At 36.5% G+C, this 25,132-nt stretch carries 23 protein-coding genes; 7 read left to right on the plus strand and 16 right to left on the minus strand.

The annotated features are described in order from the left end of the window. Nucleotides 1-4: 4 nt before the first annotated feature. From NTX65_16890 to NTX65_16905, 4 genes are all read right to left on the minus strand, one after another. Complete coding sequence (locus NTX65_16890) at nucleotides 5-826, minus strand: purine-nucleoside phosphorylase (protein MCX6171013.1); 822 nt, start codon at nucleotides 824-826, stop codon at nucleotides 5-7. Beyond that, nucleotides 823-1,371, minus strand: coding sequence for a DivIVA domain-containing protein (locus tag NTX65_16895; protein ID MCX6171014.1), 549 nt, complete (start codon nucleotides 1,369-1,371; stop codon nucleotides 823-825). The genes NTX65_16890 and NTX65_16895 overlap by 4 nt, the downstream gene beginning before the upstream one ends. A 33-nt stretch (nucleotides 1,372-1,404) precedes the next feature. Then, nucleotides 1,405-2,079 carry a YggS family pyridoxal phosphate-dependent enzyme gene (locus tag NTX65_16900; protein ID MCX6171015.1) on the minus strand — a complete coding sequence of 225 codons (675 nt, stop codon included), beginning with the start codon at nucleotides 2,077-2,079 and terminating at the stop codon, nucleotides 1,405-1,407. A 134-nt stretch (nucleotides 2,080-2,213) separates the two neighbouring features. Then, nucleotides 2,214-5,774, minus strand: a complete 3,561-nt coding sequence (locus NTX65_16905; GenBank protein MCX6171016.1) for a vitamin B12-dependent ribonucleotide reductase — start codon at nucleotides 5,772-5,774, stop codon at nucleotides 2,214-2,216. A gap of 278 nt (nucleotides 5,775-6,052) precedes the next feature. Here NTX65_16905 and malQ point away from each other — a divergent pair, with 278 nt between their 5' ends. Further along, nucleotides 6,053-7,591: a 4-alpha-glucanotransferase gene (gene malQ, locus NTX65_16910; protein ID MCX6171017.1), complete on the plus strand. Its 1,539-nt coding sequence runs from the start codon at nucleotides 6,053-6,055 to the stop codon at nucleotides 7,589-7,591. 49 nt (nucleotides 7,592-7,640) lie between these two features. Here the strand turns inward: malQ and NTX65_16915 are convergent, their stop codons facing one another. Both NTX65_16915 and pta read right to left on the minus strand, forming a co-directional pair. Beyond that, the gene (locus NTX65_16915) at nucleotides 7,641-8,216 is read right to left on the minus strand and encodes a glutathione peroxidase (GenBank protein ID MCX6171018.1); all 576 of its coding nucleotides are present in this window, start codon (nucleotides 8,214-8,216) and stop codon (nucleotides 7,641-7,643) included. A gap of 120 nt (nucleotides 8,217-8,336) precedes the next feature. Further along, a complete protein-coding gene (gene pta, locus NTX65_16920; GenBank protein ID MCX6171019.1) occupies nucleotides 8,337-9,320 on the minus strand; it encodes a phosphate acetyltransferase in 984 nt (327 codons plus the stop codon). A gap of 139 nt (nucleotides 9,321-9,459) precedes the next feature. On the opposite strand from pta, the gene NTX65_16925 reads away from it, so the two are divergent. The 6 genes from NTX65_16925 (at nucleotide 9,460) to mdh (ending at nucleotide 16,598) form a co-directional block, all read left to right on the plus strand. Then, nucleotides 9,460-10,533, plus strand: a complete 1,074-nt coding sequence (locus NTX65_16925) for an AI-2E family transporter (protein ID MCX6171020.1) — start codon at nucleotides 9,460-9,462, stop codon at nucleotides 10,531-10,533. An 83-nt stretch (nucleotides 10,534-10,616) separates the two neighbouring features. Then, entirely contained in the window at nucleotides 10,617-12,014 is a 1,398-nt protein-coding gene (locus NTX65_16930) for an MBL fold metallo-hydrolase (GenBank protein ID MCX6171021.1), read from the plus strand. Continuing rightward, nucleotides 11,998-12,981 carry a hypothetical protein gene (locus NTX65_16935; GenBank protein ID MCX6171022.1) on the plus strand — a complete coding sequence of 328 codons (984 nt, stop codon included), beginning with the start codon at nucleotides 11,998-12,000 and terminating at the stop codon, nucleotides 12,979-12,981. The genes NTX65_16930 and NTX65_16935 overlap by 17 nt, the downstream gene beginning before the upstream one ends. 14 nt (nucleotides 12,982-12,995) lie before the next feature. Next, on the plus strand, nucleotides 12,996-14,903 hold the full coding sequence (locus tag NTX65_16940) for a hypothetical protein (GenBank protein ID MCX6171023.1): 1,908 nt from the start codon (nucleotides 12,996-12,998) through the stop codon (nucleotides 14,901-14,903). 69 nt (nucleotides 14,904-14,972) lie between these two features. After that, entirely contained in the window at nucleotides 14,973-15,404 is a 432-nt protein-coding gene (locus NTX65_16945) for an ATP-binding protein (GenBank protein ID MCX6171024.1), read from the plus strand. A gap of 228 nt (nucleotides 15,405-15,632) precedes the next feature. Beyond that, nucleotides 15,633-16,598 carry a malate dehydrogenase gene (gene mdh / locus NTX65_16950; protein MCX6171025.1) on the plus strand — a complete coding sequence of 322 codons (966 nt, stop codon included), beginning with the start codon at nucleotides 15,633-15,635 and terminating at the stop codon, nucleotides 16,596-16,598. Nucleotides 16,599-16,670: 72 nt separating this feature from the next. On the opposite strand, the gene rpmA is transcribed toward mdh, so the two are convergent. The 10 genes from rpmA to NTX65_17000 form a co-directional block, all read right to left on the minus strand. After that, complete coding sequence (rpmA, locus tag NTX65_16955) at nucleotides 16,671-16,940, minus strand: 50S ribosomal protein L27 (protein MCX6171026.1); 270 nt, start codon at nucleotides 16,938-16,940, stop codon at nucleotides 16,671-16,673. Between the two features lie 17 nt (nucleotides 16,941-16,957). Beyond that, entirely contained in the window at nucleotides 16,958-17,266 is a 309-nt protein-coding gene (gene rplU, locus NTX65_16960) for a 50S ribosomal protein L21 (protein ID MCX6171027.1), read from the minus strand. A 141-nt stretch (nucleotides 17,267-17,407) separates the two neighbouring features. Further along, nucleotides 17,408-18,439 carry an ATP-binding protein gene (locus tag NTX65_16965; GenBank protein MCX6171028.1) on the minus strand — a complete coding sequence of 344 codons (1,032 nt, stop codon included), beginning with the start codon at nucleotides 18,437-18,439 and terminating at the stop codon, nucleotides 17,408-17,410. After that, complete coding sequence (locus NTX65_16970; protein MCX6171029.1) at nucleotides 18,429-19,121, minus strand: response regulator transcription factor; 693 nt, start codon at nucleotides 19,119-19,121, stop codon at nucleotides 18,429-18,431. The genes NTX65_16965 and NTX65_16970 overlap by 11 nt, the downstream gene beginning before the upstream one ends. Nucleotides 19,122-19,127: 6 nt before the next feature. Next, nucleotides 19,128-20,129 (minus strand): Gfo/Idh/MocA family oxidoreductase, encoded by a 1,002-nt coding sequence (locus NTX65_16975; protein MCX6171030.1) that lies wholly within the window; start codon nucleotides 20,127-20,129, stop codon nucleotides 19,128-19,130. After that, on the minus strand, nucleotides 20,129-22,045 hold the full coding sequence (gene dxs, locus NTX65_16980) for a 1-deoxy-D-xylulose-5-phosphate synthase (protein ID MCX6171031.1): 1,917 nt from the start codon (nucleotides 22,043-22,045) through the stop codon (nucleotides 20,129-20,131). The genes NTX65_16975 and dxs overlap by 1 nt, the downstream gene beginning before the upstream one ends. Nucleotides 22,046-22,062: 17 nt before the next feature. Then, nucleotides 22,063-22,281 (minus strand): exodeoxyribonuclease VII small subunit, encoded by a 219-nt coding sequence (gene xseB, locus NTX65_16985; protein MCX6171032.1) that lies wholly within the window; start codon nucleotides 22,279-22,281, stop codon nucleotides 22,063-22,065. Next, nucleotides 22,278-23,453 carry an exodeoxyribonuclease VII large subunit gene (gene xseA / locus NTX65_16990; protein ID MCX6171033.1) on the minus strand — a complete coding sequence of 392 codons (1,176 nt, stop codon included), beginning with the start codon at nucleotides 23,451-23,453 and terminating at the stop codon, nucleotides 22,278-22,280. The genes xseB and xseA overlap by 4 nt, the downstream gene beginning before the upstream one ends. Then, nucleotides 23,450-24,319 carry a DNA methyltransferase gene (locus NTX65_16995; protein ID MCX6171034.1) on the minus strand — a complete coding sequence of 290 codons (870 nt, stop codon included), beginning with the start codon at nucleotides 24,317-24,319 and terminating at the stop codon, nucleotides 23,450-23,452. The genes xseA and NTX65_16995 overlap by 4 nt, the downstream gene beginning before the upstream one ends. 6 nt (nucleotides 24,320-24,325) lie before the next feature. Further along, nucleotides 24,326-25,066, minus strand: a complete 741-nt coding sequence (locus tag NTX65_17000; protein ID MCX6171035.1) for a hypothetical protein — start codon at nucleotides 25,064-25,066, stop codon at nucleotides 24,326-24,328. Nucleotides 25,067-25,132 lie beyond the last annotated feature (66 nt).

Raw genomic sequence — 25,132 nt, forward strand, 5'->3', positions numbered from 1 at the left:
TCCATTATAATTTTTTTATCACTTCTTTCATTATTAAAGTCATTTTTGGCTCGGCCTGCATAGCTGTTGCTATTATCTCTTCAACTTTAGCAGGTTTCAGCGAATCCGGGAAACATTCATCCGTAATAATACTTATTCCTAAAACTTTCATACCCATTTGATTTGCCACAATATTTTCCGGAATAGTCGACATCCCTACCACATCCGCTCCAATTGCTCTTAAGAATCTGTATTCGGCTTTAGTCTCAAGATTTGGACCGGGAACAGCAACATAAACACCTTTTTGAACTTTCACTTTATTCTCAAGAGCAACATCTTCTGCAATTTTAATAAGTTCTAAATCGTATGGTTCGCTCATATCCGGAAAACGGGGACCCAAATGATCTTCATTCTTTCCTATAAGAGGATTATCACCCAACATATTGATATGATCCACCATCAGCATAATATCACCGCGTCGGTAGATTGGATTCATTCCTCCGCATGCATTTGAAACAATCAATGTTTTTACACCAAGATATTTCATTAAACGAACCGGATACGTGATTTGCTTCATCGAATACCCTTCGTAATAATGAAACCGACCCTGCATTGCAACAATTTCTTTACCGCCGATCTTTCCAAAAATTAATTTACCATGATGAGACTCAACAGTAGAAAGCGGAAAGTGCGGTAGATCGGAGTAATCAATTTCATGTTCTACAGAAATTTCATTTACTAAACCGCCGAGACCTGTACCTAGAATGATTCCTACTTCATAATTTTTGTTTGTTTTCTTGCGTATAACTGTAAGAGTTTCATTAATCATTTCTAAAAGATTACTCATAAAAGTTTCTCCAATATATCATCAACATTTATTTCGGTTTGATCGTCTTGATCTGCATGTCCTTTCGCAATTTCTTTTTTCTTGGGACGGGTCTCAATATTCTGCATATTCATCTCAAGAAAACTCGATTGCGTATCTAGCATTGCTTTCAACCTTGCTATCAATAATTTTTTCTCTTCACGCAATCTAAGAACCGAATCGCGGATTGAGTTTGCTGACTCTTTTGCTTTTTCAATTGTTTGAAGAGACTTAAGTTCGGCTTCTTTAATCATCATGGCAGTTTGCTTCTTAGCCGATTCGACAGTTTTACTTGTTGATTCAGTTTGATTCAACATCGCCTGCTGAAGGCTTTTTTCGATTCGTTTAAATTCCCTTAATTGATCTTCCTGGCGCTCAAGTTCAACTTTCAATTTCTCGTTCTCGTTTTGAAGAATTTCAAATTCATCTGAAAGTTTATCCAAGAATGCTTTTACTTCATCACGATCGAAACCGCGAACAGTCCTGTTGAATTCTTGATTCTTAATACCAAACGGTGTGAACTTCATTTCTTCACTAATTTATTAATAATTTCTAACTGCTTATTTGCTGCCAAAGATTGCTGTTCCTATTCTTAGCATTGTCGCACCTTCTTCAATCGCAATCTCGTAATCGTTAGTCATCCCCATCGAAAGTTCAGTTAACAAGAAGCCATTATTAGTCAACTTTTCTTTTATCTCTCTTAATTTGACGAAACAATTCCGGATAACTTTTGTATCATCCGTGTATGGCGCCATCGTCATCAATCCCGTCAAATCTAAATTAGAGCGACTTTTGCAATATTCAGCGACTTCAAAAATTTCTTCTTCACTCTCAAGACCAAGTTTAGCCATTTCGGCAGAAGTCTTTATTTCTAGAAGAATTTTTTGCTTTTTGTTAATCTGTCCGGCTTTACGATTAATCTCGTCAGCTAATTTAATTGAATCAATGGCATGAATATAATCTGCCGAATTAATCACATATTTTACTTTGTTCGTTTGAAGATGCCCGATAAAATGCCATCGAAAATCTCCCTTTATCAATTCAGATTTATCCCGAAGTTCAAGAGCTTTATTCTCTCCAAGCTCTTTAATACCTGAATTAAGAACTTCACTAATTACTTCAGCCGGTTGTGTTTTACTTACCGCTATCAGCTTAATTTCGGAGCGATTTCTGCCGCATTTTGCACAGGTTTCTGCAATCCGATCTTCAAGTTTTTTAAGATTTTCTGAAATCATCGCTAAAAATTAGGGTGAAAATGTATTCTATTGAGTTATAAAAGTCAACGTATTTACCTCTCAAATATAACGAAAAAGGGACTAAGCTTTAGTCCCTTTCTCTTAATTTGCATTATTAGATCGGCATTGTAAAATTAACTGCACCCTGTGGTTGCGCCGCATGTAGTGCACTTCAGACACGTTCCATTACGAACCATTGTCATACTTTGGCACTCAGGGCAAATATCTCCTGTATAACCGCGTTCCCGCGCCTTCATAACGCTTTGGTGAAGAGTGATAGCTTTGGCTCTAAGATCTTTCGAAACTTCCATAGAAGATTTTTCAACGAGTTCTTTATGGTTGTCTAATTCGATCATTCTTTCGCTAATAACTTCTTCACTTTCAAAATCGGGTTCAACGACAGAACGGTGATCAATCTTTTTTACTATCTCTGCTTCTTCAACATGAGACAGATCATTTCTTCCAAGATAAGTAACGGCAAGTTCTCTAAAGATATAGTCAATTACAGAAGTCGCCATTTTAATTCTGCTGTGTCCTGAAACTACTCCGCTCGGTTCAAAACGAGTGAAAACGAATGCATCAACAAATTCTTCAAGAGGAACACCGTGCTGCAACCCTAACGAAATAGAAATTGCAAAACAGTTTAACAAACTTCTAAATGCCGCACCTTCTTTGTGCATATCAATAAATACTTCGCCGATTTGACCGTTTTCATATTCACCGGTACGAACATAAACAGTTTGCCCATTGATTTTAACTTTTTGTGTGTAGCCTGTTCTGCGGTCCGGTAATCTTCTTCTCTTGGCTATGTACCTGTGAATAATTCTTTCAGCAATTTTTACAATATCGTTTTCTTCCTTCTTTTCCATTAAGTCTTCAACTTCTTCATCTGTCATTGTGTTGAGAGGTTGAGAAAGTTTAGATCCATCACGGTAGAGTGCATTTGCTTTTGTTCCAAGCTTCCATGATTGCAAGTATGCATATTTGATATCATCGATTGATGCGTTGTTAGGCAAATTGATTGTTTTAGAAATAGCGCCTGAGATGAATGGTTGAGCCGAAGCCATCATGTAAATGTGTGCATCAGCTTTAATGAATCTGGAACCCTTCTTTCCGCATTTGTTAGCGCAATCAAAAACCGGATAGTGTTCATGTTTCAAAAATGGTGCACCTTCAATAGTCATTGTTCCGCATACAAAATCATTTGCGGAAGCAATCTCTTCTTTTGAAAATCCAAGTTCGGAAAGAACATCGAAATTGAAATCATTAATCTGTTCATCTGTGAAACCAAGATTGCTTTTCAAGAACCGGTCACCGAGAGTAAATTTATTAAACGCAAAACTCAATTCGAAAACGGCAGGCAGAATTGCTTCAAGCTTATTTAGAACTTCCTCATTAAAACCTTTCACCTTCAGCGATTCATGATTTATATGTGGACAGCCGATTAATGTTCCGGCACCTTTTGCGTATTTAATAATTTCCCGGCTTTGATCTTCGTTATAACCTAATCTCTTAAGCGCGGGCGGAATTGATTGATTAATAATTTTGAAGTAACCGCCGCCGGCTAGTTTTTTAAATTTCACAAGTGCAAAGTCCGGCTCTATTCCTGTTGTATCGCAATCCATTACAAGTCCAATTGTACCGGTAGGAGCAATCACGGTAACTTGTGCATTACGGAAACCAAATTGTTCACCAAGCTCGAGAGCAATGTCTGCATCTTCACGGGCAGCTTTTAATAAATCAGATGGACAAAATTCCGGATTTATTCCCATCGGATAGATTGATAATCCTTCATACTCTTCCTTAGGTACATTATACGATGCACGTTTATGATTCCGAATTACACGCAACATGGCTTCTTCATTTTCTTTGTAACGCGGGAATGACCCAAGTTCCTTGGACATTTCTGCAGATGTTGCATAAGAACGCATATGCATAATTCCGGTAAGAGCACCGCATATTGCGTATGCTTCTTTACTTTCATAAGGAATCCCTTGACGCATCAACAATGAACCAAGATTTGCATAACCTAAACCGAGAGTTCTATACTCGTAACTTTTTTGTGCAATCTCTTTGCTGGGATACTGAGCCATCAATACGCTTATCTCTAATACGATTGTCCACAATCTTGTTGCATGCCGGTATGCTTCGATATCAAATGCTTGTGTATCATCATTATAAAATTTTACTAAATTTAGAGATGCAAGATTACAAGCAGTATCATCGAGGAACATGTACTCGCTGCATGGATTAGAAGCACGAATAGAACCTTCAGCCGGACACGTATGCCATTCGTTGATAGTTGTATCATACTGAAGTCCCGGATCAGCACTTGACCAGGCAGCATATGCGATATCATCCCAAAGATTTTTAGCGCTTAAAGATTTAGACGGTTTTGGCACACGTCCATCTTTTTTTGCTTTTTTCTTTTCCGTTCTCCAATACAAATTCCAATTACTGTCATTAAGTACTGCCTGCATAAAATCATTTGTAACACGGACAGAGTTATTTGAATTTTGTCCGGAGACAGTTAAATATGCTTCTGAATCCCAATCTTCATCATAAACCGGAACTTCAATAGAATGAAATCCTAGTTTTGCAAGTTTAATTACACGGTCAATATAATTTTCCGGAACGCTCATCTTGCGCGCTTCAATTATTGCTTTACGCAATCTCAAATTTGTTTTTTTACTGAAGCGGTCGTTTTCCGGATGTTCATCAAAACATGCTTTGATAATATTATTGAGATGGAAATTTAAAATTTTTGAACCGGATACAAGAGCCGCTACTTTTTGTTCTTCAACAACTTTCCAATTTATAAATTCTTCAATATCCGGATGATCAATATCTAGCGTTACCATTTTGGCAGCACGGCGTGTTGTTCCGCCGGATTTAATTGCGCCGGCTGAACGGTCCCCGATTTTTAAGAACGACATTAATCCTGAAGATTTTCCGCCGCCGCTTAGTGGTTCGTTTAGTCCGCGTAACTCGGAAAAGTTTGAACCGGTTCCGGAACCATATTTGAATAAACGAGCTTCGCGAACCCATAGGTCCATTATTCCGCCTTCATTAACCAGATCATCTCTAACGGATTGAATGAAGCATGCATGCGGTTGCGGATGAGTATATGCATCGTCTGAAAAAGTAAGCTGCCCGGTTTGATAGTCTACATAATAATGTCCTTGCGAGGGTCCATTAATTCCATACGCCCAATTTAAACCTGTATTAAACCATTGAGGAGAATTAGGCGCTGCATACTGTACAGCTAGCATATAAACATGTTCATCATAAAATGTTTTTGCATCTTCTTCGGTATCAAAATATTTTGCTTTCCATCCCCAGTAAGTCCACGTTCCTGCAAGACGGTAAAAAACTTGACGGGCATCCGTTTCCGAACCAAATCTTTCTTTCTCGGAAAGTTCTTCTAATTTTTTATCGGCAGCAGATGGTTGAAGCCAAAGAGGAATTCCTTCTTCGTCAATTTTTGTTAAAAGTTTAGGAACACCTGCTTTGCGAAAATATTTTTGTGCAAGAACATCGGTAGCAACTTGCGACCATTCTTTGGGAACGTGCACGTCTTCCATTCTGAACACAATTGAGCCATCCGGATTTTTTATCTCTGATGTTCTTTTAACAAACTCAATCGATTCGAGCGGATCTTTATCCGCAGAAGTGAAAAGACGATTTATTTTCATTCATAACTCCGATCTTGAAAAAAGTATTAATAAAATTTGTCAATTTTGATGTTGTAAAAGATTTTAAGTTTCGGGATTTTTTTCCTCCATCGTTGGGGACAAAAACAACATAACCAAAAAAATTTGTTTAAGCAATTAGTTGAAGAATATTTTTATAATTACTCAAATGGTGTATCACTTGTTCATTTGCAAGTTAATGAAATATTGTAGTAAGTAAATATTGTTTTTTTGTTTTATTTTTTTATATGCGATTTAGATCACAATAACGTGAGGAACAAATGAAAATTGAACGATCGGCAGGAATTCTGCTTCATCCTACGTCCCTTCCCGGAAAATTTGGAATTGGAGATCTCGGACCAGATGCATTTCAATTTGTAGAATTCTTAAAAAAAGCCGGACAGACATTGTGGCAGGTATTTCCGCTTGGTCCTACGGGGTATGGTGATTCCCCTTACCAGTGCTTCTCAGCATTCGCCGGGAACCCGCTTTTAATAAGTCCGGAATTATTACATAAAGACTGCTTGTTAGATGATAATGAACTGTATGATAATATACCACATTACGATTCTCATAAAATTGATTTTGGCTCTGTCATCAATTACAAATTTTCTTTACTTCGAAAAGCATTTCAGAATTTCAAGAAGAAACATTCAGAATTCGATAATGAGTGCGGAGACTTCTGTGAAAAAAATAATTATTGGTTAGATGATTATTCCCTCTTCATGGCCGCAAAACAATACCATGGCGGAGTTCTTTGGACTCAATGGGATCCGACAATCGCCTTCAGAAAAAATATTCCGGAATGGAAGAATAAATTGAAAGATGAAATTGAATTTCAAAAATTTCTTCAATTCTCTTTTGATAAACAATGGACAGCATTACGGCTCTTTGCAAACAATAATGGAATAAAAATTATTGGTGATATGCCAATCTTCATAGCTTATGATAGCTCTGACTTATGGGCCAACAAAGAACTGTTCACAGTTCGCGAGGATGGTTCTTTAGAATTTGTTGCCGGTGTTCCACCAGATTATTTCAGTGCGACGGGACAACTTTGGGGCAACCCGCTTTACAAATGGAAAGAAATGGAGAAAGATAATTTTGCCTGGTGGAGAAAAAGAATCTCCAAACTTCTCGAGATGGCAGACATTTTAAGAATAGATCACTTCCGCGGTTTTGATGCATACTGGGAAATTAAAGGCGACGCAAAAACTGCCATTGTAGGAAGATGGGTTAAAGCTCCCGGTGAAAAATTATTTAATTCAATTAAAAAAACTCTTGGCGATTTGCCAATCATTGCGGAAGATCTTGGTGTAATTACAGATTCTGTTGAAGCACTCCGCGATCATTTTGATTTCCCGGGAATAAAAATCTTGCAATTTGGTCTTGGTGTTGACGGGGATAAAAAATTCTTGCCGCATAATCATATCAAAAATTGTATTGTTCATACCGGCTCACATGATAATGAAACAACACTAGGATTTCTTACAACCGAAAAGAATAAAAATTCCGGCATATATGAGTGGACACAAAAATATTTCAATTATTACGGAGATAATATGACATATGAACTGATAAGATCCGCCTATGGTTCCGTTGCAAATATTTGTGTTATACCGTTACAGGACATTTTGAATCTGAACAATGAAGCACGGATGAACTTGCCGGGTACTTTGGGAGGCAATTGGACATGGAGATTTACATGGAGTCAGATTTCAGAAGGACTTGCGAGCCATTATCAAGAAATGTGTGTAATGTTTGAACGTCCACCGTTAAGGAAAAATGAGAATGCAGATATTATAGTGGAAGATGAATAGAAATGAATTGTTGTGGCCGTAAAATTCGCGGCCACAACTTAAATAAGAATTATTTTGCTAATTCAGCTTCAATTGCTTTTGTAATTTCTTCACTCTCCGGTTTAATTTTACTTCTAAAACGGGAAACGATATTTCCGTTTTTATCAACCAAGAACTTTTCGAAATTCCATTTCACATCGCCCTTCTCAGTAACATTGTTATTTATTAGCCGGGCATATAACGGTGTTCTCTCATCACCAAGAACTTTTATTTTATCAAAAAGCTTGAAAGTCACATTATATTTTGAGCTGCAAAATGTTTTAATTTCTTCGTTAGTTCCGGGTTCTTGACCGCCAAAATCGTTACATGGAAATGCAAGAATTTCAAATCCTTTGTCTTTGTACTTATTATAGATTGCTTCAAGCGCTTCATATTGAGGTGTGTATCCGCATTTGCTTGCTACGTTTACGATCAGTAAAACCTTTCCTTTGTAATCGGAAAGTTTAACATCCTTACCGCTCATATCTTTCACTACAATATTATCAATATTATTTGCAGAAGATTCACCGCCGCTATTCTTAGCCGGAGAATTATAAGCGAAACCAAGTAAGAACAATAAATACGAAATATATCTAAAGCCTTTCATTGCATTCCTTTCATTGTTTATTTGTAAAACGGAAACAGAAGAGGTTTAGTTCAATTAATATGGCGAGTTTTAGAATTTTAACGTAAGGACAGATATGCATCTGTCCTTACAAAAATAAAATTAATCTGCAGCAAGACAAGCTATAGCAGCCGTGTTTACAATATCATCCACACTGCAGCCACGGCTAAGATCATAGAAAGGTTTTTTCAATCCTTGACTTATAGGACCCACCGCCTCTGCACCGCCGAGGCGTTGAGCAATTTTGTATCCGATATTACCGGCATTCAAATCCGGGAAAACCAAAACATTTGCCCTTCCAGCCACCTTGCTATCCGGTGCTTTTTTCTTACCAACTCCGGCAACAACAGCGGCATCAAATTGAAGTTCGCCGTCAACATTTAGATCAGGTCGTTTTTGCTGAACAAACTTTGTAGCTTCACGGACTTTATCAACCAGCTCATGCTCTGCACTTCCTTTTGTAGAGAATGAAAGCATTGCAATGTATGGTTCTTCGCCAGTAAGTTTCTTATGATTATCAGCAGTTGAAATTGCGATATCCGCAAGTTGTTTCGCATCAGGATTGGGATTAACCGCGCAATCCGCAAAGCTGTAAACTACATTTGGAAACACCATTAAAAAGAAACTCGATACAATTGAAATTCCTTCTTTCATACCAACACAAAAGATTGATGCACGCATGACATCTGCAGTTGTGGCAAATGAACCCGATACACTTCCATCTGCCATACCGCTGCTAACCATCATCCCGCCAAAAAATAGATCTCGCCGCATAGTTTCGCGGGCTTGTTCAACAGTTACTCCCTTGTGTTTTCGCAAATTGAAAAATATGTTTGTAAAGTCGCTCAGTTTATCGCTCTTGTCAGGATCAATTATTCTTATGCCTTGTAGGTTCACTCCGATTTTTTTTGCATCATTTCTAATTTTTTCTTCGTTACCAAGCGTTATTACCGATGCGATTTTTTCTTGAGTTAATATTTCAGCTGCTTTCAATACTCTTTCATCGTGTGACTCGGGTAGTACAATTGTCTTTTTCCTTTGAGCTGCTCTGGATCTGATTTGATTAAGTAATTCAATCTCTGCCATAATAATATTCCGATATTGTTTAAAAATTCATTACAAATATAGGCAATTCTTCAAACGCAGTTAACCGAAAATTTTAAAACTATTTACGATTCAAATTGAATTTTTCGTACGAATTAGGAATATTGAAGTGGAGATAATTATGATTAAGCAGATTATGCCTCTAACAGATCAACTGTTAAAAAAAAGTAAAACTTATTTTTTAGTTTTTCTATCGTTGTGTACATTATTTTTTCTGTCTTATCTTTTTGCAGATATCCTTGCAATGCTTGCCGTTTCAATATTAATATCGCTGCTTTTCAACCCGATTGTTGGCTTTCTTGAAAAGAGAGGATTTAGCAGATTGTCAGCTGTGTTGACTGTATTTGCAATTGTAATACTTTTAATAATCGCGAGCTTTTCTTTTTTAATTCCCAGAGTCATTAATCAATTCAACAGTTTGTCGGTTACATTAACCCAGGAAAATTTGCAATTGTTTTTTCAACAAATTGAGAATTCTTTAAAGTCAACATTCCCATTTTTAAATTCGATTAACATCGTTGAAAAATTTACAAATTTTTCACAGAATGTATTTAGCAGCTGGATTAGTAATTTCAGCGACTTGATATATAGTATCGTCTCACTTATTGCAATCTTAGTTATAGTTCCGTTTATGACTTTCTTTTTACTAAAAGATAACAAACATTTATTACGCGGTATTATAAATATTATGCCGAATAAATATTTTGAAGTTTCTTATTCAGTGTTTGATAAGATTGCTTTACAACTTGGTCGTTTTGTGAGAGGTTGGATTTTAGATGCTTTTCTTGTAGGGTTATTGTGCGGTGTTGGATTGAAAATATTGGGTATAAATAATGCAATCTCAATCGGATTCATAGCCGGCGTTGGACATCTTATTCCATATTTTGGACCAATTGTGGGAGGTATTCCCGCAATTATCATTTCAATTATTCAATATGGAAATTTGTCAATGCTTCCGAGCATTATTATTATGTTCTTAACTGTTTACGTAATTGATAACGGATTTATTCAACCAAACATATTTGCAAAAGCCACCGATATTCACCCGCTTTTAATAATTATTCTTATTATTGCCGGAAGTCAATTACTTGGTGTTCTTGGTATGCTTTTGGCGGTTCCCGCTGCAACGGTTGTTAAAACTGCTTCCCGTGAAATCTATAACGGATATAAACGATATAAAATTATCCGCAGCTGATTAATTTTTATGCCTACCTTAATTGATTGGATTGAATCTCATTCTTTCTTTGAATAGTTTGCTTCAAAATTTTTAGGAATAATATGCAAATTCAATTTATCGGGGCAGCCCAGACTGTTACTGGTTCAATGCATTTTATAAAAACAAAGCAGGCAAAGTTTCTTCTCGATTGCGGTATGTATCAAGGCAGAAGAAAAGAAGCGTTTGAAATCAATCGTAACTTTACTTATTTCGATCCTGCCGAAATTGATTTTGTAATTCTCTCACATGCACATATCGATCATTCGGGGAACCTACCTACATTAGTAAAAAATGGTTTTACGGGAAAAATATTTTCAACATTTGCAACGCGTGATCTATCCGTTGTTATGCTACAGGACAGTGCCCATATCCAGGAGAAGGATGTTGAGTTTGTCAACAAAAGAAGAAAGAGACAGGGTAAGAATCTTTTTGAACCTCTCTATCTTCAAGAAGATGCTTTAAAAACTTTGAAACAATTTATTGGAATCAATTATCATCAACCTTATCAAGTATCCGATGGAATTACACTTACTTTTTATGATGCTGGTCATATTCTTGGTTCAACTCTAGTTCATCTTACTGTAAATGAAGATGGTAGGATTTATAAGTTTGCGTTCTCCGGAGATCTTGGCAGACCAAATCTGCCGATACTTAAAGATCCAGAACAAATTCCAAATGTTGATTATTTTATTTGTGAAAGTACTTATGGTGGAAGAATACACGAGAATCCCTTAAGCTCGGAAGATACTTTGGCAACAATTGTAAATAAAGCAGTATCGAATAAGTCAAAAATAATTGTTCCTGCATTCAGTGTTGGAAGAACGCAGGAAATTGTGTACGCGCTTCACAGAATATTTGACAATAATAAAGCTCCAAGAATTCCAGTTTACGTTGATAGTCCTCTTGCTGTAAACGCTACTGACGTATTCCGCTTGCATCCTGAATGCTTCGATGCTGAAACAAATGAATTTTTAAAAAAGAATGAAGATCCATTTGGGTTCAGCAGATTAACTTATGTTACGAGTTCCGAAGAATCCAAAAAACTTAATTCCATTAGCGGTCCTTGCATTATAATCTCAAGCAGCGGTATGTGCGAAGCCGGGCGCATTCTTCATCACTTAGCTAATAATATTGAGAACCCCAATAGTATTATTCTTATGGTTGGTTATTCTGCAGAAAATACTCTTGGTAGAAAACTTATAGACGGTGAAAAAAAAGTTTCGATCTTCGGTGATGAATATAACGTTGCGGCAGAGGTAATAGTTATGCAGTCTTACAGTGCCCATGCAGATGAAAATGAACTGATAGCTTATACATCCAAATTAGACAAAAATCAGATGCAGCAAATTTTTCTTGTTCATGGAGAAATCGATCAACAGGAAATTTACAAGAAGCATCTTGAATCAAGCGGATTCAAAAAAATATCAATTCCGATTCGTGGTTATGAGGTTACGTTATAAGGTTATTATCATAAGTATTACATTGCTGGGAATGTGGGGATGTGGTCGGGAAAAAATTACAGAGCCAATCGATGAATCAATCCCGGCTGAAACCCCGAGCGATCTGAATGTCTATGCCGCATTTGACGGACAAATCGGTTTAGAATGGACGAATAATAATGAACCAAACGTAAAAGGATATTTTATTTATAGAAGTATAAATCAACCCAGCCACTTTATGCAAAGAGCATTTACGTCTAATAATTATTTCATGGATGATTCGCTTTTTTACGATTCCACTTACTATTACAAAGTAAGCGCTGTAAATAATCTTGGAATTGAAAGCCCGTTGACTCAGCCCGTTTCCGGAATACCGAAAAATTTTTATGCGCCACTTACCCCATCTTACTTAAACATAAACGCACGAAATTGGACTAACTCGGTAGGCATTAATTTATATTGGACCCCGCCGCTTGATCACGACATTAAAGGTTATGAGATTTATAGAAGCGAGACACCGGGATTTGCAGCAGATTCTATTCACTTTCTGAATTTCACTTCTGATCTTTTCTATTTTGATTCGAAACAGATGAAACTTTTAACTGCTTATTATTACAAGATTATTGCCGTTGATAAAGGTAACTTGAAAAGTCCGGTTACGCCCGAAGTCTCAGATATTATTTTAGATTCACCACAATTAGTTTATCCCGCCTATAATGCCATCATAACTTCGTTAAGCGAATTCCATATAAAGACAGTCTCAAAAGCGGCAAGATATAAACTTGTTATTCAAGCAAACGAAATTTATGGGACTGTCGGAGAAATAAACTTTTCTACTGATAAAACCAATGAACAAATAATAATTAACGTTACCAATTTGCAATTAGAACCATACAGGACTTACAAATGGCGTGTTTACACATACACGACGAGCGATATTGATCCAAACAGCTACAGTCCATTTTTCACTTTTACATATAATCCTTGAACTGAGAATCTTATTTGAAAAAAACCGTTCAAATATTTCTTCTGATTTTATTTTTAACGAGTAATATTTCAGCTCAATTAGGCAGAGACAGTCTTAATTTTTCCACACAAAGTTTTAACGATCGTCAGTTGTTGAATAATTTCGACAAGCAGCTAAATACATATAATCTGAATACATTTTTAAAATACTTTCTCAATACGGATAAAATATTTTTCGGAATTAAAGAAAATTTCAATTCTACCGTGACAAGTTCATCAACTGTAAATGTAAAAGATGAACAATTTCTTTGGGCTCTTGGTCAATATGGTATTACAGATTATCTAAAATTTGGTCTTCTGTTCAATAATAATTTTTATGCCGACGACAGGCAGATTGCAATTAACAAAGCTTCTCTCTTTACTACTTCTTTATTCACAAAATTCATTCCCATAAAAAATATTGAGATAACCCCGTTCGGAGGATTTACACAAAACAACCAAATCGGTGTGAAAGATAATGGTTATAATTACGGTGCCGAAGCCAGTTTAGATAAAATTAATTTTGGCGATTTCGATTTATCTTCTCTAATGAAATTCCAGAATGAAGATATCTCACCGCGAAAAAATACTCTCCGTTTAATGAACTTTGATATCAGCAGTATATTTGAAGAAAATTTTAACAATACAATTTCAGCTTATTTTTCGGAACAACGAAAGGATTTTTATTTTATTGCTGATCCTTTAACCGCAGCCGAATTTAATATTACCAACAACATTCAAAGCAGAAATGAATCGAATTATTTTCTTCAGGAGAGGCTTAAATTTGCCCAGCCCAACTCGCCGCTTTCATTAGACATGCAGGGACGTGTAGCATGGAGGGATATCAATAGGGATACACGATATATATCTCTCTCCAACATTGCCAATACAAATTATGACACTCGTATAGAAGAATTCAGAATGGACTTTTCTTCTGCAGCAGATTATCTCTCCAAGGATTTCAATTTATCCTTCCGGTTTTCATATTCCGAAAAAAACGAGAAGCATCTGCCAAACCGCTCCGAAGCAATCAACAATATTATTTTTACAGAACGTGAAAACCTGGAAGAACAAAAGAATAACACATCTCAACTTGCGAACATTTCGATATTGAGCAAGTTCAACCTCTCTGGGAGCGACCGTATAACTTTCAGCATCTTCCACCGCAAATTAAAATACGATACGCCAAGTGATGAGAATTTTGATGACCGAGACGAATTACTTTCTATCGGAAGGGTTATGTATGAAAAAGAATTCAATCCATTCTTCAAGATATTTATCAACTTGGAGGGAAGCTTAAATAAGATTGTCTACATTTTTGCGGAACGAAGTTCAAACAATAATATGCAAAGAATACTAAAATTTTCTTCAGGCGGAATGTTTAGTACCGGAAATTTCACTTCGTCAAACTCGGCGGAAGTTTCTGCCAACTACACAGTATTTGATTACGAAGAATTGAATCCAAACTTTAGGAGCTATTCATTCAGACAATTTGTTTTTCGCGATTCTTCAAATTACAAATTAAGCGGCACTGTGCGTTTGTTCATTTCCGCTTACACCAAGTTATCAGAGCAGGGAGATTTTAAGTGGACGGATTTTTCCAATAAACCTCTCCGGTATATAAATGAGCAATATGCTGAACCAAAAATATTTTACGAATTTCATTCGTTTAGTTTTGGCATAGGCGTTCGTTACTTCTCGCTTTCTACATTTAATATAAGTAACGGTATCGATAAGATACTGGCTTCCGATTATTCGAGCATCGGTCCAATCACCGAGATAAGTTATACCGTGGACGAAAGAATAAATATGAAATTTTATGGTTGGTATGAGTTTATCAAATCCGAAGATAATGTAAAAAGAGAGATGGCAAATTTTAGTTTAAAAGCTAGTTATAGATTTTGAGAAATATCACGGAGCCACTAATTACTCTTGCACGAATGCCGAAGTAGTTATATTTTTCGGCTCACTTGAATGATTAATAACGGAGAAAACTTGCCGGATAATGTTTACGTAAAAGAAGTTCCAAGCGATCCGGATCTTTTACCGCAGCTTGAAGAATTCATAATGGGGTTAGCAGTAAGATCGCATCTTAGCGATGATAAATTAAATAGTCTGGCTCTTTCCTTCGCAGAAGCTGCTTCCAACAGTATCGTTCATGGGAATAAACTAGATAAAAACAAAAAAGTTAAAATTACCGTCCTCGTAAATGATAAAAGTATGATAGTCACTATAAAAGATGAGGGAAAAGGTTTCAATATTAAAACAGTTCCCGATCCAACTCTTCCGGAGAATATTTTGAAAGACAGCGGCAGAGGAATTCATATAATGCGCTCATTTCTTGACAATCTCCGTTACAACTTTACACCTACAGGCACCGAAACCATCTTAGAAATTAGTTTATAATAGAACTTCCTCAAATATAGATCTTGTCATGTCGAACGAAGTGAGACATCTTTTCTTCTAAGATTTCTTTCTCTCTTACTGTAATGTTTGAATGATATCCCAAAATTATCCTAATGATCATGTTAACAATTCCCTCATAAGAATTAAGTACAATTTGATTTATGAAATATGCGTTCAATCCCATATATTTTGTGTGAGAAACTTTTAATTAATTTAATTGGAGGAATAATGGCTAGAAAAAAAATCGCTTTAATCGGCGGCGGACAGATCGGTGGTGTTCTTGTTCAGCTTATTGCACAGAAACGACTTGGCGATGTTGTATTATATGATATAGTAGAAGATTTACCTCAAGGCAAAACTCTTGATATCGCTGAAGCCTCACGTGTTGATATGTTTGACGTTAATATCAAAGGCACTAATTCTTATGAAGATATTAAGGACGCTGATTTAGTAATCATAACGGCTGGATTACCGCGTAAACCCGGTATGAGCCGCGACGATCTGCTTGTCACAAACGCGAAGATCATGCAGACGGTTGCGGAGAATGTAAAAAAATACGCTCCTAATTCAATTGTGATTGTTATTTCAAATCCACTTGACGCAATGGTAACACTGTTCCAGAAAATTACCGGATTCCCTACAGAAAGAGTTATCGGTCAAGCCGGCGTACTTGATTCAAGCCGCTTCGCTACATTCATTGCTTGGGAACTTGGTGTTTCCGTAAAAGATGTTAACGCTTTAGTTCTTGGCGGACATGGCGATACAATGGTTCCAATCGTTCGATATTCAAACGTAAACGGAATTCCGGTTATGGAGTTGCTCGAAAGAAAATACAACGATAAAGCCAGAGCAAAAGAAGTTATGGATGCGATGGTGAACAGAACCAAAATGGCAGGCGGAGAAGTTGTAAAATTATTGAAAACCGGTTCGGCATTTTATTCACCGGCCGCATCTGCAATCGCCATGGCAGAATCAATTTTGTTTGACGAAAATAGAATTCTCCCTACTTGTGCATTCTTAAACGGGGAATTTGGAATTAAAGGTTACTACGTTGGTGTTCCGGCTGCGCTTGGAGAGAAAGGTGTTACACGCGTAATTGAATTTGCTCTTGATGCAGAAGAAAAAGCCGCTCTGGATAATTCTGTTACGGCAGTAAAAGGTTTGGTTGAAGATATGTCGAGACTTGGATTTTAATTTTGAGTATAATTTGTATAAACAAAAAATCCCGCCTTGGCGGGATTTTTCTTTTTAAAGCTGAAAAATTATTTATGCAGCAGCTTCCGTAGCTTCGTAAACGCTGATGAATTTTCTGTCATTCTTTTTCTTCTCAAATTTTACAACTCCGTTAATAGTTGAAAACAAAGAATGATCTCCGGCTTTCATAACATTTTTACCGGGATGAAAATTTGTTCCTTTTTGACGGACAAGTATTGAACCCGCAGTAACTTTCTCGCCGCCGAAAGCTTTAACTCCGAGATATTGCGGATTACTATCGCGACCGTTTCTGGATGAACCTTGACCTTTTTTATGTGCCATTATTAAATCCTCCGTTACTAAGAAATCTTAGTAACTTCAATTCTTGTTAATAATTGTCTGTGTCCGTTCTTACGTTTATAAGAAATTCTTCTTTTCTTTTTGAACACAATTACTTTTTCATCTTTAAGATGCTCTAAAACTTTAGCTTGAACTGTAGCGCCTTTAATTGTTGGTGTTCCAATTTTTGTAGCTTTATCATCGCCTAAAACTAGTACAGAATCAAACGTGATTTCAGCATTCGGCTCAGCTTTTAAGCGCGGAACATAATACTTATTATTTTCCAGCACCTTAAATTGTTGTCCAGCGATATCAACCACTGCAAACATCATTCCTCCAAATACTCGATTTTTGAGCCGTAAATATAATAGAAAGCCCCTATCCTTGTCAATAAAATGATCAATTAAAATTCATTCATAAATTTTGATCGGAAAGGTTCGATTAAAGCCTATTTATGCAAAAAATCAATTCTATTTCTTCAAGAGGAATGAAAATTCACTTCCCTTATTCAATTCACTTGTTACTTTTATTTTTGATCCGTGCGCTTCAACAAGATGTTTGACAATTGCCAATCCCAATCCAGTCCCGCCAATTTCACGCGACCGGTCTTTATCAACACGGTAAAATCTTTCAAAAATTCTAGCAAGATCTTTTTCAGAAATTCCAATTCCGGTATCACGCACATAAATCTTACCGTAATTCCTCTCATCTATTACACCAATTTCTACAAAACCTGCGTTTGTATATTTAATAGCGTTCATTGTCAGATTCGTAATAACTTGTTTAAGCCGCTGCCTGTCCCCAAAAAGTTGGAGTAATTGATTTGAAGAGACAAAATTCAGCTCAATATTTTTCTTGTCAGCGTAAGGTTTCATTTCATTAATGATCTGTTCTAAAAAATCGTGTATGTTAAAATATCTGAAACTCATCGGCATCTGTCCGGATTCTATCATCGAGATATCAATTAGATCATTTAAAAGATTATTCAGGTTGAGTGTATGGTTATTCGCTTTTTGCAAAAAAGTTCTGTTCACTTTTTCATCATCTAGAGCACCGTCAAGAAGAGTTTCGATATAGCCTTGTATTGCAAAAATCGGTGTACGTAGTTCGTGCGATACATTACCAAGAAATTCAGTCCGGAATTGTTCAAGTTTTTTAAGATGAGCAATATCACTTTTTGTTTTCATGAACATTGATTTGATCTCTTCTTCAAGTTCATTTAAATCATTTCCCATTTTTATCTCATCGGCAGACTGAAAAGAATTCGTCCTTATTCGATTAATCACTCCTTTCATTATATCTATATCAGATCTTCTTCTTCTGCCAAAGAGATACAGGGCAGCAAGATCAATTAAGAGAATCAGAATTAGAGCCGTCACCAACTGGGATGAGTTGAAATTAAAGATGAAAGATTCGGCTATTAATAGAATTGCGGTTATAGAAATTATTATTGGAATGAATACTCGTGCGTAAACCAAATTTCGTTTAAAATCATTCATCATCTTTGAACCGGTAACCAACACCTTTGATAGTTTCTATTAGATCAGCGTGTGGACCAAGCTTTTCTCTAATTTTGCGAACGTGAACATCAATAGTTCTTTCGACAACGAAAACTTCTTTACCCCAGATGTCATTCAATAATTTATCTCTAAGAAAAACTTTACCTGGATTTGAAGCTAAATAAGTTAATATCTCAAATTCTTTTTTAGGAAGTATAATTTGCTTGCCGTCAAGCAGAACAGAATATTTTTCTTTATTAATAACCAAAGGACCGGTAACAATCTCTTTGGGTTGACCTGATTCCATTTGAGTTGTTTCTTTATTGCGAAGATTTGAGTTTACCCGTGCAATAAGTTTTTTGGGAGAGATCGGTTTCTGAATAAAATCATTTGCACCGATATTGAGTCCGTAAACTTCATCTGTTTCCGACCCTTTTGCGGTAAGAAAGATTATTGGAATGTGTTTGTATTCGTTCATTTTTCTTATCCGCTCACAAACTTCATAACCGTTCATCTTCGGCATCATTACATCAAGAATAACAAGATCCGGGTTCTGCGATATTTTTTCTAATGCCTCTTCTCCATTGTAAGCAGCTATTACTTTGAACCCATTTTGAAAAAGACTATACTGCAGAAATTCAACAATATCTTTTTCATCATCTACTAAAAGAATTTTTGCTTTCATATGTTTTTATAAGGTGACTTCTTTTTTCAACTTTGCTGATTTATACATCGCCTCCAATAACTTCATAAGAGTAACCGCGTCATCACCGGATGAGGTCACCGGATTATTTTCTCTCACCATACCGACAAAATGTTTTAACTCATTTTCATACGATTTCTTAAACAGATTTGTTGTATTAGCAGTATTAGCCAAAGTATAATCAATTAGGTTCGTTCCAAGACGTTTGTAAGCACGCAAAGGATTAAGATGGGCAGTTCCCTCTGTACCGAAAGCGGCAAGATGAAATTTATCCCACTCGGAATGCAGTCCCCAGCTAACTTCAAAACTAATTATTTGATCATTATCAAACCGTACCATTCCAACCGCCGAGTCTTCTACATCCTTTGTATTGTGATTAAATTTTTGAACTGTAACACTTTTCATTTTTTTATCATTCATTATCCAACAAGCAAGATCAAGAATAAGAATACCAAGATCGATGATTACACCGCCGCCGGATTGGTTTTTATTCAAGAACCATTTTTGATCGCTGCTCTGTTTACGAAGCCACCCGCAGCGTATATAAAATATTTCTCCAAGTTCACCGCTGCTTACTAAGCTCTTCATAAGCATTGCATCAGGACGGTAGCGTAAGTTCATACCAATCATAACTTGTTTTTTATATTTCTTCGCCGCCTCGTTTATTTCCTTCGCTTCGGCTAGATTTAAGGCAATCGGTTTTTCAATCAGAACATGTTTTTTAGCTTTTAAACATTCGACTGCAATTTCCGAATGTGTATTTGTGGGAGTTGCAATAATTACGGCATCTACATTCTCATTGACTAGTATCTCATTATAATCATGATATTGCTTTGTAATTCCGAATTTTTCGCCAACTGTTTTTAACCGATTTTTATTAATATCAGCAATCGCACTAATCTCAACGTTGCCAAGCTTAGTCAAAACCGGTAAATGCACAAGTTGTGCAATTCCGCCAAGACCAATAACTGCAATTTTTGTTTTCTCCATCAGGCTACAATTCCCTCACCAATGTTTTTTCTTAAAAACAGTTTAATTTTTTCGGAAATTCCCGCCGGGTCAATTCCGATTATCCGGTGTAACTCTTCCTGTGTTCCGTGATCTACAAAATGATCCGGCAATCCAATTCTAAGAATTTCATTCTTATAATTTTTTTCCGCAAAATATTCCAATAAACCGGATCCAAAGCCGCCGATTAATGTACTTTCTTCGAGAGTAACAATTTTTGTGAATCGTTCTGCACATTCATCAAGAATTTCAGTATCAAGCGGTTTGACAAATCTCATGTTTATTATTTCGGCTTGAATTCCATCTGCGAATAATTTTTCCGCGGCTTTCTTTGCATACTCCACCATATTACCAACAGCAAGAAGAACGACATTATCCCCTTTCGCAATTTTTTCAGCTTTACCGATAGGGATTTCAGTAAATCCGTTTTGAAGCGGAACACCAAGAGCTGAACCGCGTGGATACCTTATTGCAACTGGACCGCCCTTATAATTTATTGCTGTGAAGAGCATGTTTCGTAATTCAGATTCATCCTTAGGCGCCATTATTACCATATTAGGAATTAAACGCAAATAAGTTAAATCGAATGATCCGTGATGCGTAGGACCATCCGCACCAACAAGTCCGGCACGATCTAAAACAAAAACAACATGTAATTTCTGAAGTGCTACGTCATGAATTATCTGATCAAAAGCGCGCTGAAGGAATGTAGAATAAATTGCAACAACCGGAATTATTCCTTGAGTGGCTAACCCTGCAGCAAATGTAACCGCGTGTTCTTCTGCAATACCAACATCAAAATATCTTTCCGGCAATTCTTTCTGCAAAATATCCAAACCGGTTCCATCCGGCATTGCGGCAGTTATCGCAACTACTTGAGAATTTTGCCTAGCGATTTCGACAAGAGCGTTACCAAATATTGTTGTATATGCCGGCGCTCCTCCGGATTTTTTAATTGCTTCGCCAGTAACTTTGTCAAATGGTGTTGCGGCATGTAATCTTTGTACATGATTTTCTGCCGGTTTATACCCCTTCCCCTTTTCACTTGTAACATGGACAAGTATCGGTCCGTTATAATTTTTAACTTGTTCAAAAATCTTGATGAGTTGATCTAGACTATGACCATTTACAGGTCCAAAATATCTGAAACCGAGAGCTTCAAACAACATACCGGGAGTTATCATTGATTTGATACCGGATCCGAGCCGTGCGGTAACTCTTCTTATTCCATCTCCAAAGTTGTCGAGCTTACCTGTTAAATCCCAGATTGCTCCTTTGAATTTATTATACTCGGGATGAGAAATCATTTCGCTAAAGTAATTTGATATTTGCCAAACGTTCGATGCAATTGACATGTTATTATCATTCAGAACAACAATCATATTACTTTTTATTAGACCGGAATTGTTCATCGCTTCGTATGCCATACCGCCGGTCATTGCGCCGTCACCAATCACAGCAATTACTTTTTTGTCGGTATTTTGTAAATCGCGTGCAACAGCCATTCCAAGTGCCGCCGAAATTGAGGTTGAAGCATGTCCGGCACCGAATGCGTCATACTCACTCTCAGTTCTTTTTAGAAAGCCGCTAATTCCGTTTAAACGCCTGATCGATTTTAATTGGTCTCTTCTACCGGTCAATATTTTGTGAGGATATGCTTGATGACCGGTATCCCAAACAATCAAATCTTTTGGAGTATTAAAGACTTTATGAAGCGCTACGGTGAGTTCAACAGTTCCAAGACCACCGCCGAAGTGCCCGCCAATCTGCGAAATAACATCAACCATATATTCACGAATTTCTATACAGAGGGTTTTTAATTCGTCCATAGAGAAAGATCTAATATCTGCCGGTGAGTTTACTCTAAATAAAACTTTATATTTTGATTCATCAACCATTCTAAGTTATTTCCTTGCTATGACTGTTTGATATTCTCTTCGAGTTGTTTTTTTAATTCGGTTACTTTTAGCTCTGCATCTTTTAAAGTCGAGTAACAGAGTTTAGCCAAACCGATTCCTTCTTCATATAATTTTATTGATTCTTCCAAACCGACTTCACCGCTCTCGAGAGCTTCCGATATTTCCTGAAGCCGGTTAAGTGATTCTTCAAAATTGTTCTCTTTTTTCTTGCTCATTTTAAATTCACTTCTCCATCAAAGAATTTTATTTCGAAAGATTTTTCAAGTAGTAGATTTTTTTTACGCGTTACAAAATTTTTGTCCTGCTTTACAATCGCAAATCCTTTTTTTAGAATATTTTCAATGTTGTGGGATTCAATTTTACTACCCAACAGTTGTAAACGATTTTTTACAACTGTGAGTTTACTTTCATAATTATTTTGGAATCTGTAAATAAGATTATCCAATTGCTGCCACTTATTGCTTATTAAATCTTGCGGAAGACGGAAACCATAAGAAGAAACTGATTGATTAATTTCTCCTCTGTAATTAGAAATTATTTCCAGCATTTTCTCCGGGAAATAATAGGAAAACTCGTTAATAAAGGCAAAAAGTTCGTCCTTGTCCGGCGTTGCAAGTTCCATTGCAGCAGACGGTGTGGCAGCCCGTAAATCCGCAACAAAATCTGAAATAGTAAAATCAATTTCATGTCCCACCGCACTTATAACCGGAATCCGCGAATCAAAAATAGCACGGGCAACAATTTCTTCATTGAAAGCCCACAAATCTTCGAGCGATCCGCCACCGCGACCAACAATGATAAGATCAATATCTTTCTGCTGATTTAATAATTTTATATTCTTTGCAATATCAGCAGCAGCTCCATCACCTTGAACTTTGCTTGGTACAATAATTAATTCCACAAGCGGGTACCTGCGTGCCGCAATACTTTTCATATCTTGAAATGCCGCACCATCAATAGCAGTTACAATCCCAATCTTCTTAGGAAACTTTGGAATCACTTTCTTGAACTGGGCATCGAACAATCCTTCCTCAGAGAGTTTCTGTTTTAATTTTTCGAACGCTGCTTGGAGTTCACCGACTCCAGCCGGTTTCATGGAACGGACATCGATCTGATAATTCCCGCGCGGCGGATATACAGTAATCTTTCCGCCGAGAATAACTTTCATTCCATCTTGCGGCGTAAAAAAAACAGAATTGTTTACACCACGCCACATTGTACAGCTTATCTGCGCACTCGAGTCTTTGAGTGTGAAATACCAATGTCCGGAAACATGCGCTTTAAAGTTTGAAATTTCTCCAATTACACTTATGTCGGAAAAATTTTCTTCTAGCGTTTGTTTTATAAGTCCCGTTATTTCACTTACAGATAAAACAACTTCTTTCATTTCGGCTCTTTTCTAAAAATCAAACAATACTGATGATGTCTATTGCCAACCCAAGCGCTGTTAACACCGAGTGCAATTAATTTTTTATCGTCTTGAAGCCAAACTTTTTCGTCTTTTAGTACCCAGCTTTTATCATTACGCTTAGTTAATGAAATTGCTGTATCATATGCTAATGGGAATAATTTTCCATTGTAATATACATTGTTTGTAACAACAGTTAAGTATCCGCCCGGTTTTGTAACATCATACACCTGATCGAAGACTTGCGCCTGCAGTTCAAGAAATTCTTCATACGAATTAATATTACCGAGATCATTAACAGTATCTGAATACTTTGTATCAAATCCCTTCAGTTTTCTCTCTTTTTGTCGAATCGAATTCCGTTCTAACTGATTCCAATAAGGAGGAGACGTGAATGTGTAATCGAATTCTTTTCTTCCAAGATTATTTTTCTTCATCAAATTTATTAGATCAAGCGAACTGCCAAGAATAGGATGAGCTAGTTTCTCCAATTTTCTTTTTTTTATTCTCTTTACTGATGAAGCAAAATATTTCTTATTCAATTCTATACCGACTGCATTTCTACCTATTTGTGCAGCAGCAATTAATGTGCTGCTTGTTCCGCTGAATGGATCGAGCACCCACCCATTTTTCTTTGTAAAGAAAAGAACAAACTCTTCAACTAGAGTTTCCGGAAACTTTGCCGGATGAAGTAATTCATCTTCTTTTCTTCTTGGAGGGCGTAATACAAACCAGCTCTTGGTAAACTTAAGCCATTCTTTTCCTGTGAGATCATTAATCTTATTGTTTTTATTAAGTCTACCCCGTTTACCGAGATCAATAAATTTTTCTTCTGATTTTTTCAAAGTGAATTATAAATTGAGTGTAAAGAAATTAGAATACAATCCAGCGGAAATTTCGTGGAAATCTCGGCCACCTTCTATTAACTGAAAATTGTATCTATAACGAGTATAAAATGTGAACACATTTTGAATCTGAAAAAGTCCAAATGAAATTTCAGCACCCACTCCGCTATATCCTTTGAAATCCGTGAACGCACTAAGCCCGGGCGATACATACTTAATCAATGGTATTTGGATGATTTGTTTGTAGCCAAATCTAAGAAAATTCTTTCGCTCTGCTTTAGGTAAATGCGAGTATTCTAAACTGAGATAACCCGATGGATAATTATATCCTATTGAATAGAAATTTATTAATGGAATTTCTTTGCTCAATGACCAATAATTTCCATCCTTAGCATTAACATAAGTAGGCGAAGGAATTGCAAAGACAATTCCACCTAGACAAATACTAAAAAGTCCAGGGTTTTGCTCTCTTGTGATTACTAATCCTTCTGGTAATCTTACAATTAACTGATCCGAACTTGTTTCTTTCCCGTTCCGGTCAAAGACATTTATTTGATAATTAATTTCTCTTGAACCAATTTTCAGTTTGCCGAGTTCCAGTTCTATTTTATGATTTTCGGATAAGGTCTTAGAAACATCCATTGTATTTGTATGATTTATTGTCAGCTTGGATGTACAACTATCACTCGTAAAGAAAGACAACACAAATTTGTTAGGAGTCTCCGGAGTTATGTACGAATCAATCACAATTATTTCGATTGAATTGGATGCAGTCGAATCAGTCTGGGAAAATATTCTGACCGTGCAAATGAG

It is taken from the genome of Ignavibacteriales bacterium (genome assembly GCA_026390795.1).
Taxonomy (GTDB): domain Bacteria; phylum Bacteroidota; class Ignavibacteria; order Ignavibacteriales; family Melioribacteraceae; genus Fen-1258.

Bases quoted from the DNA above. Each gene is read 5' to 3' on its own strand.
- NTX65_16890 (MCX6171013.1), bottom strand. From the start codon at position 826: ATGAGTAATCTTTTAGAAATGATTAATGAAACTCTTACAGTTATACGC.
- NTX65_16895 (MCX6171014.1), bottom strand. From the start codon at position 1,371: ATGAAGTTCACACCGTTTGGTATTAAGAATCAAGAATTCAACAGGACT.
- NTX65_16900 (MCX6171015.1), bottom strand. From the start codon at position 2,079: ATGATTTCAGAAAATCTTAAAAAACTTGAAGATCGGATTGCAGAAACC.
- NTX65_16905 (MCX6171016.1), bottom strand. From the start codon at position 5,774: ATGAAAATAAATCGTCTTTTCACTTCTGCGGATAAAGATCCGCTCGAA.
- malQ (MCX6171017.1), top strand. From the start codon at position 6,053: ATGAAAATTGAACGATCGGCAGGAATTCTGCTTCATCCTACGTCCCTT.
- NTX65_16915 (MCX6171018.1), bottom strand. From the start codon at position 8,216: ATGAAAGGCTTTAGATATATTTCGTATTTATTGTTCTTACTTGGTTTC.
- pta (MCX6171019.1), bottom strand. From the start codon at position 9,320: ATGGCAGAGATTGAATTACTTAATCAAATCAGATCCAGAGCAGCTCAA.
- NTX65_16925 (MCX6171020.1), top strand. From the start codon at position 9,460: ATGATTAAGCAGATTATGCCTCTAACAGATCAACTGTTAAAAAAAAGT.
- NTX65_16930 (MCX6171021.1), top strand. From the start codon at position 10,617: ATGCAAATTCAATTTATCGGGGCAGCCCAGACTGTTACTGGTTCAATG.
- NTX65_16935 (MCX6171022.1), top strand. From the start codon at position 11,998: ATGAGGTTACGTTATAAGGTTATTATCATAAGTATTACATTGCTGGGA.
- NTX65_16945 (MCX6171024.1), top strand. From the start codon at position 14,973: ATGATTAATAACGGAGAAAACTTGCCGGATAATGTTTACGTAAAAGAA.
- mdh (MCX6171025.1), top strand. From the start codon at position 15,633: ATGGCTAGAAAAAAAATCGCTTTAATCGGCGGCGGACAGATCGGTGGT.
- rpmA (MCX6171026.1), bottom strand. From the start codon at position 16,940: ATGGCACATAAAAAAGGTCAAGGTTCATCCAGAAACGGTCGCGATAGT.
- rplU (MCX6171027.1), bottom strand. From the start codon at position 17,266: ATGTTTGCAGTGGTTGATATCGCTGGACAACAATTTAAGGTGCTGGAA.
- NTX65_16965 (MCX6171028.1), bottom strand. From the start codon at position 18,439: ATGATGAATGATTTTAAACGAAATTTGGTTTACGCACGAGTATTCATT.
- NTX65_16970 (MCX6171029.1), bottom strand. From the start codon at position 19,121: ATGAAAGCAAAAATTCTTTTAGTAGATGATGAAAAAGATATTGTTGAA.
- NTX65_16975 (MCX6171030.1), bottom strand. From the start codon at position 20,129: ATGGAGAAAACAAAAATTGCAGTTATTGGTCTTGGCGGAATTGCACAA.
- dxs (MCX6171031.1), bottom strand. From the start codon at position 22,045: ATGGTTGATGAATCAAAATATAAAGTTTTATTTAGAGTAAACTCACCG.
- xseB (MCX6171032.1), bottom strand. From the start codon at position 22,281: ATGAGCAAGAAAAAAGAGAACAATTTTGAAGAATCACTTAACCGGCTT.
- xseA (MCX6171033.1), bottom strand. From the start codon at position 23,453: ATGAAAGAAGTTGTTTTATCTGTAAGTGAAATAACGGGACTTATAAAA.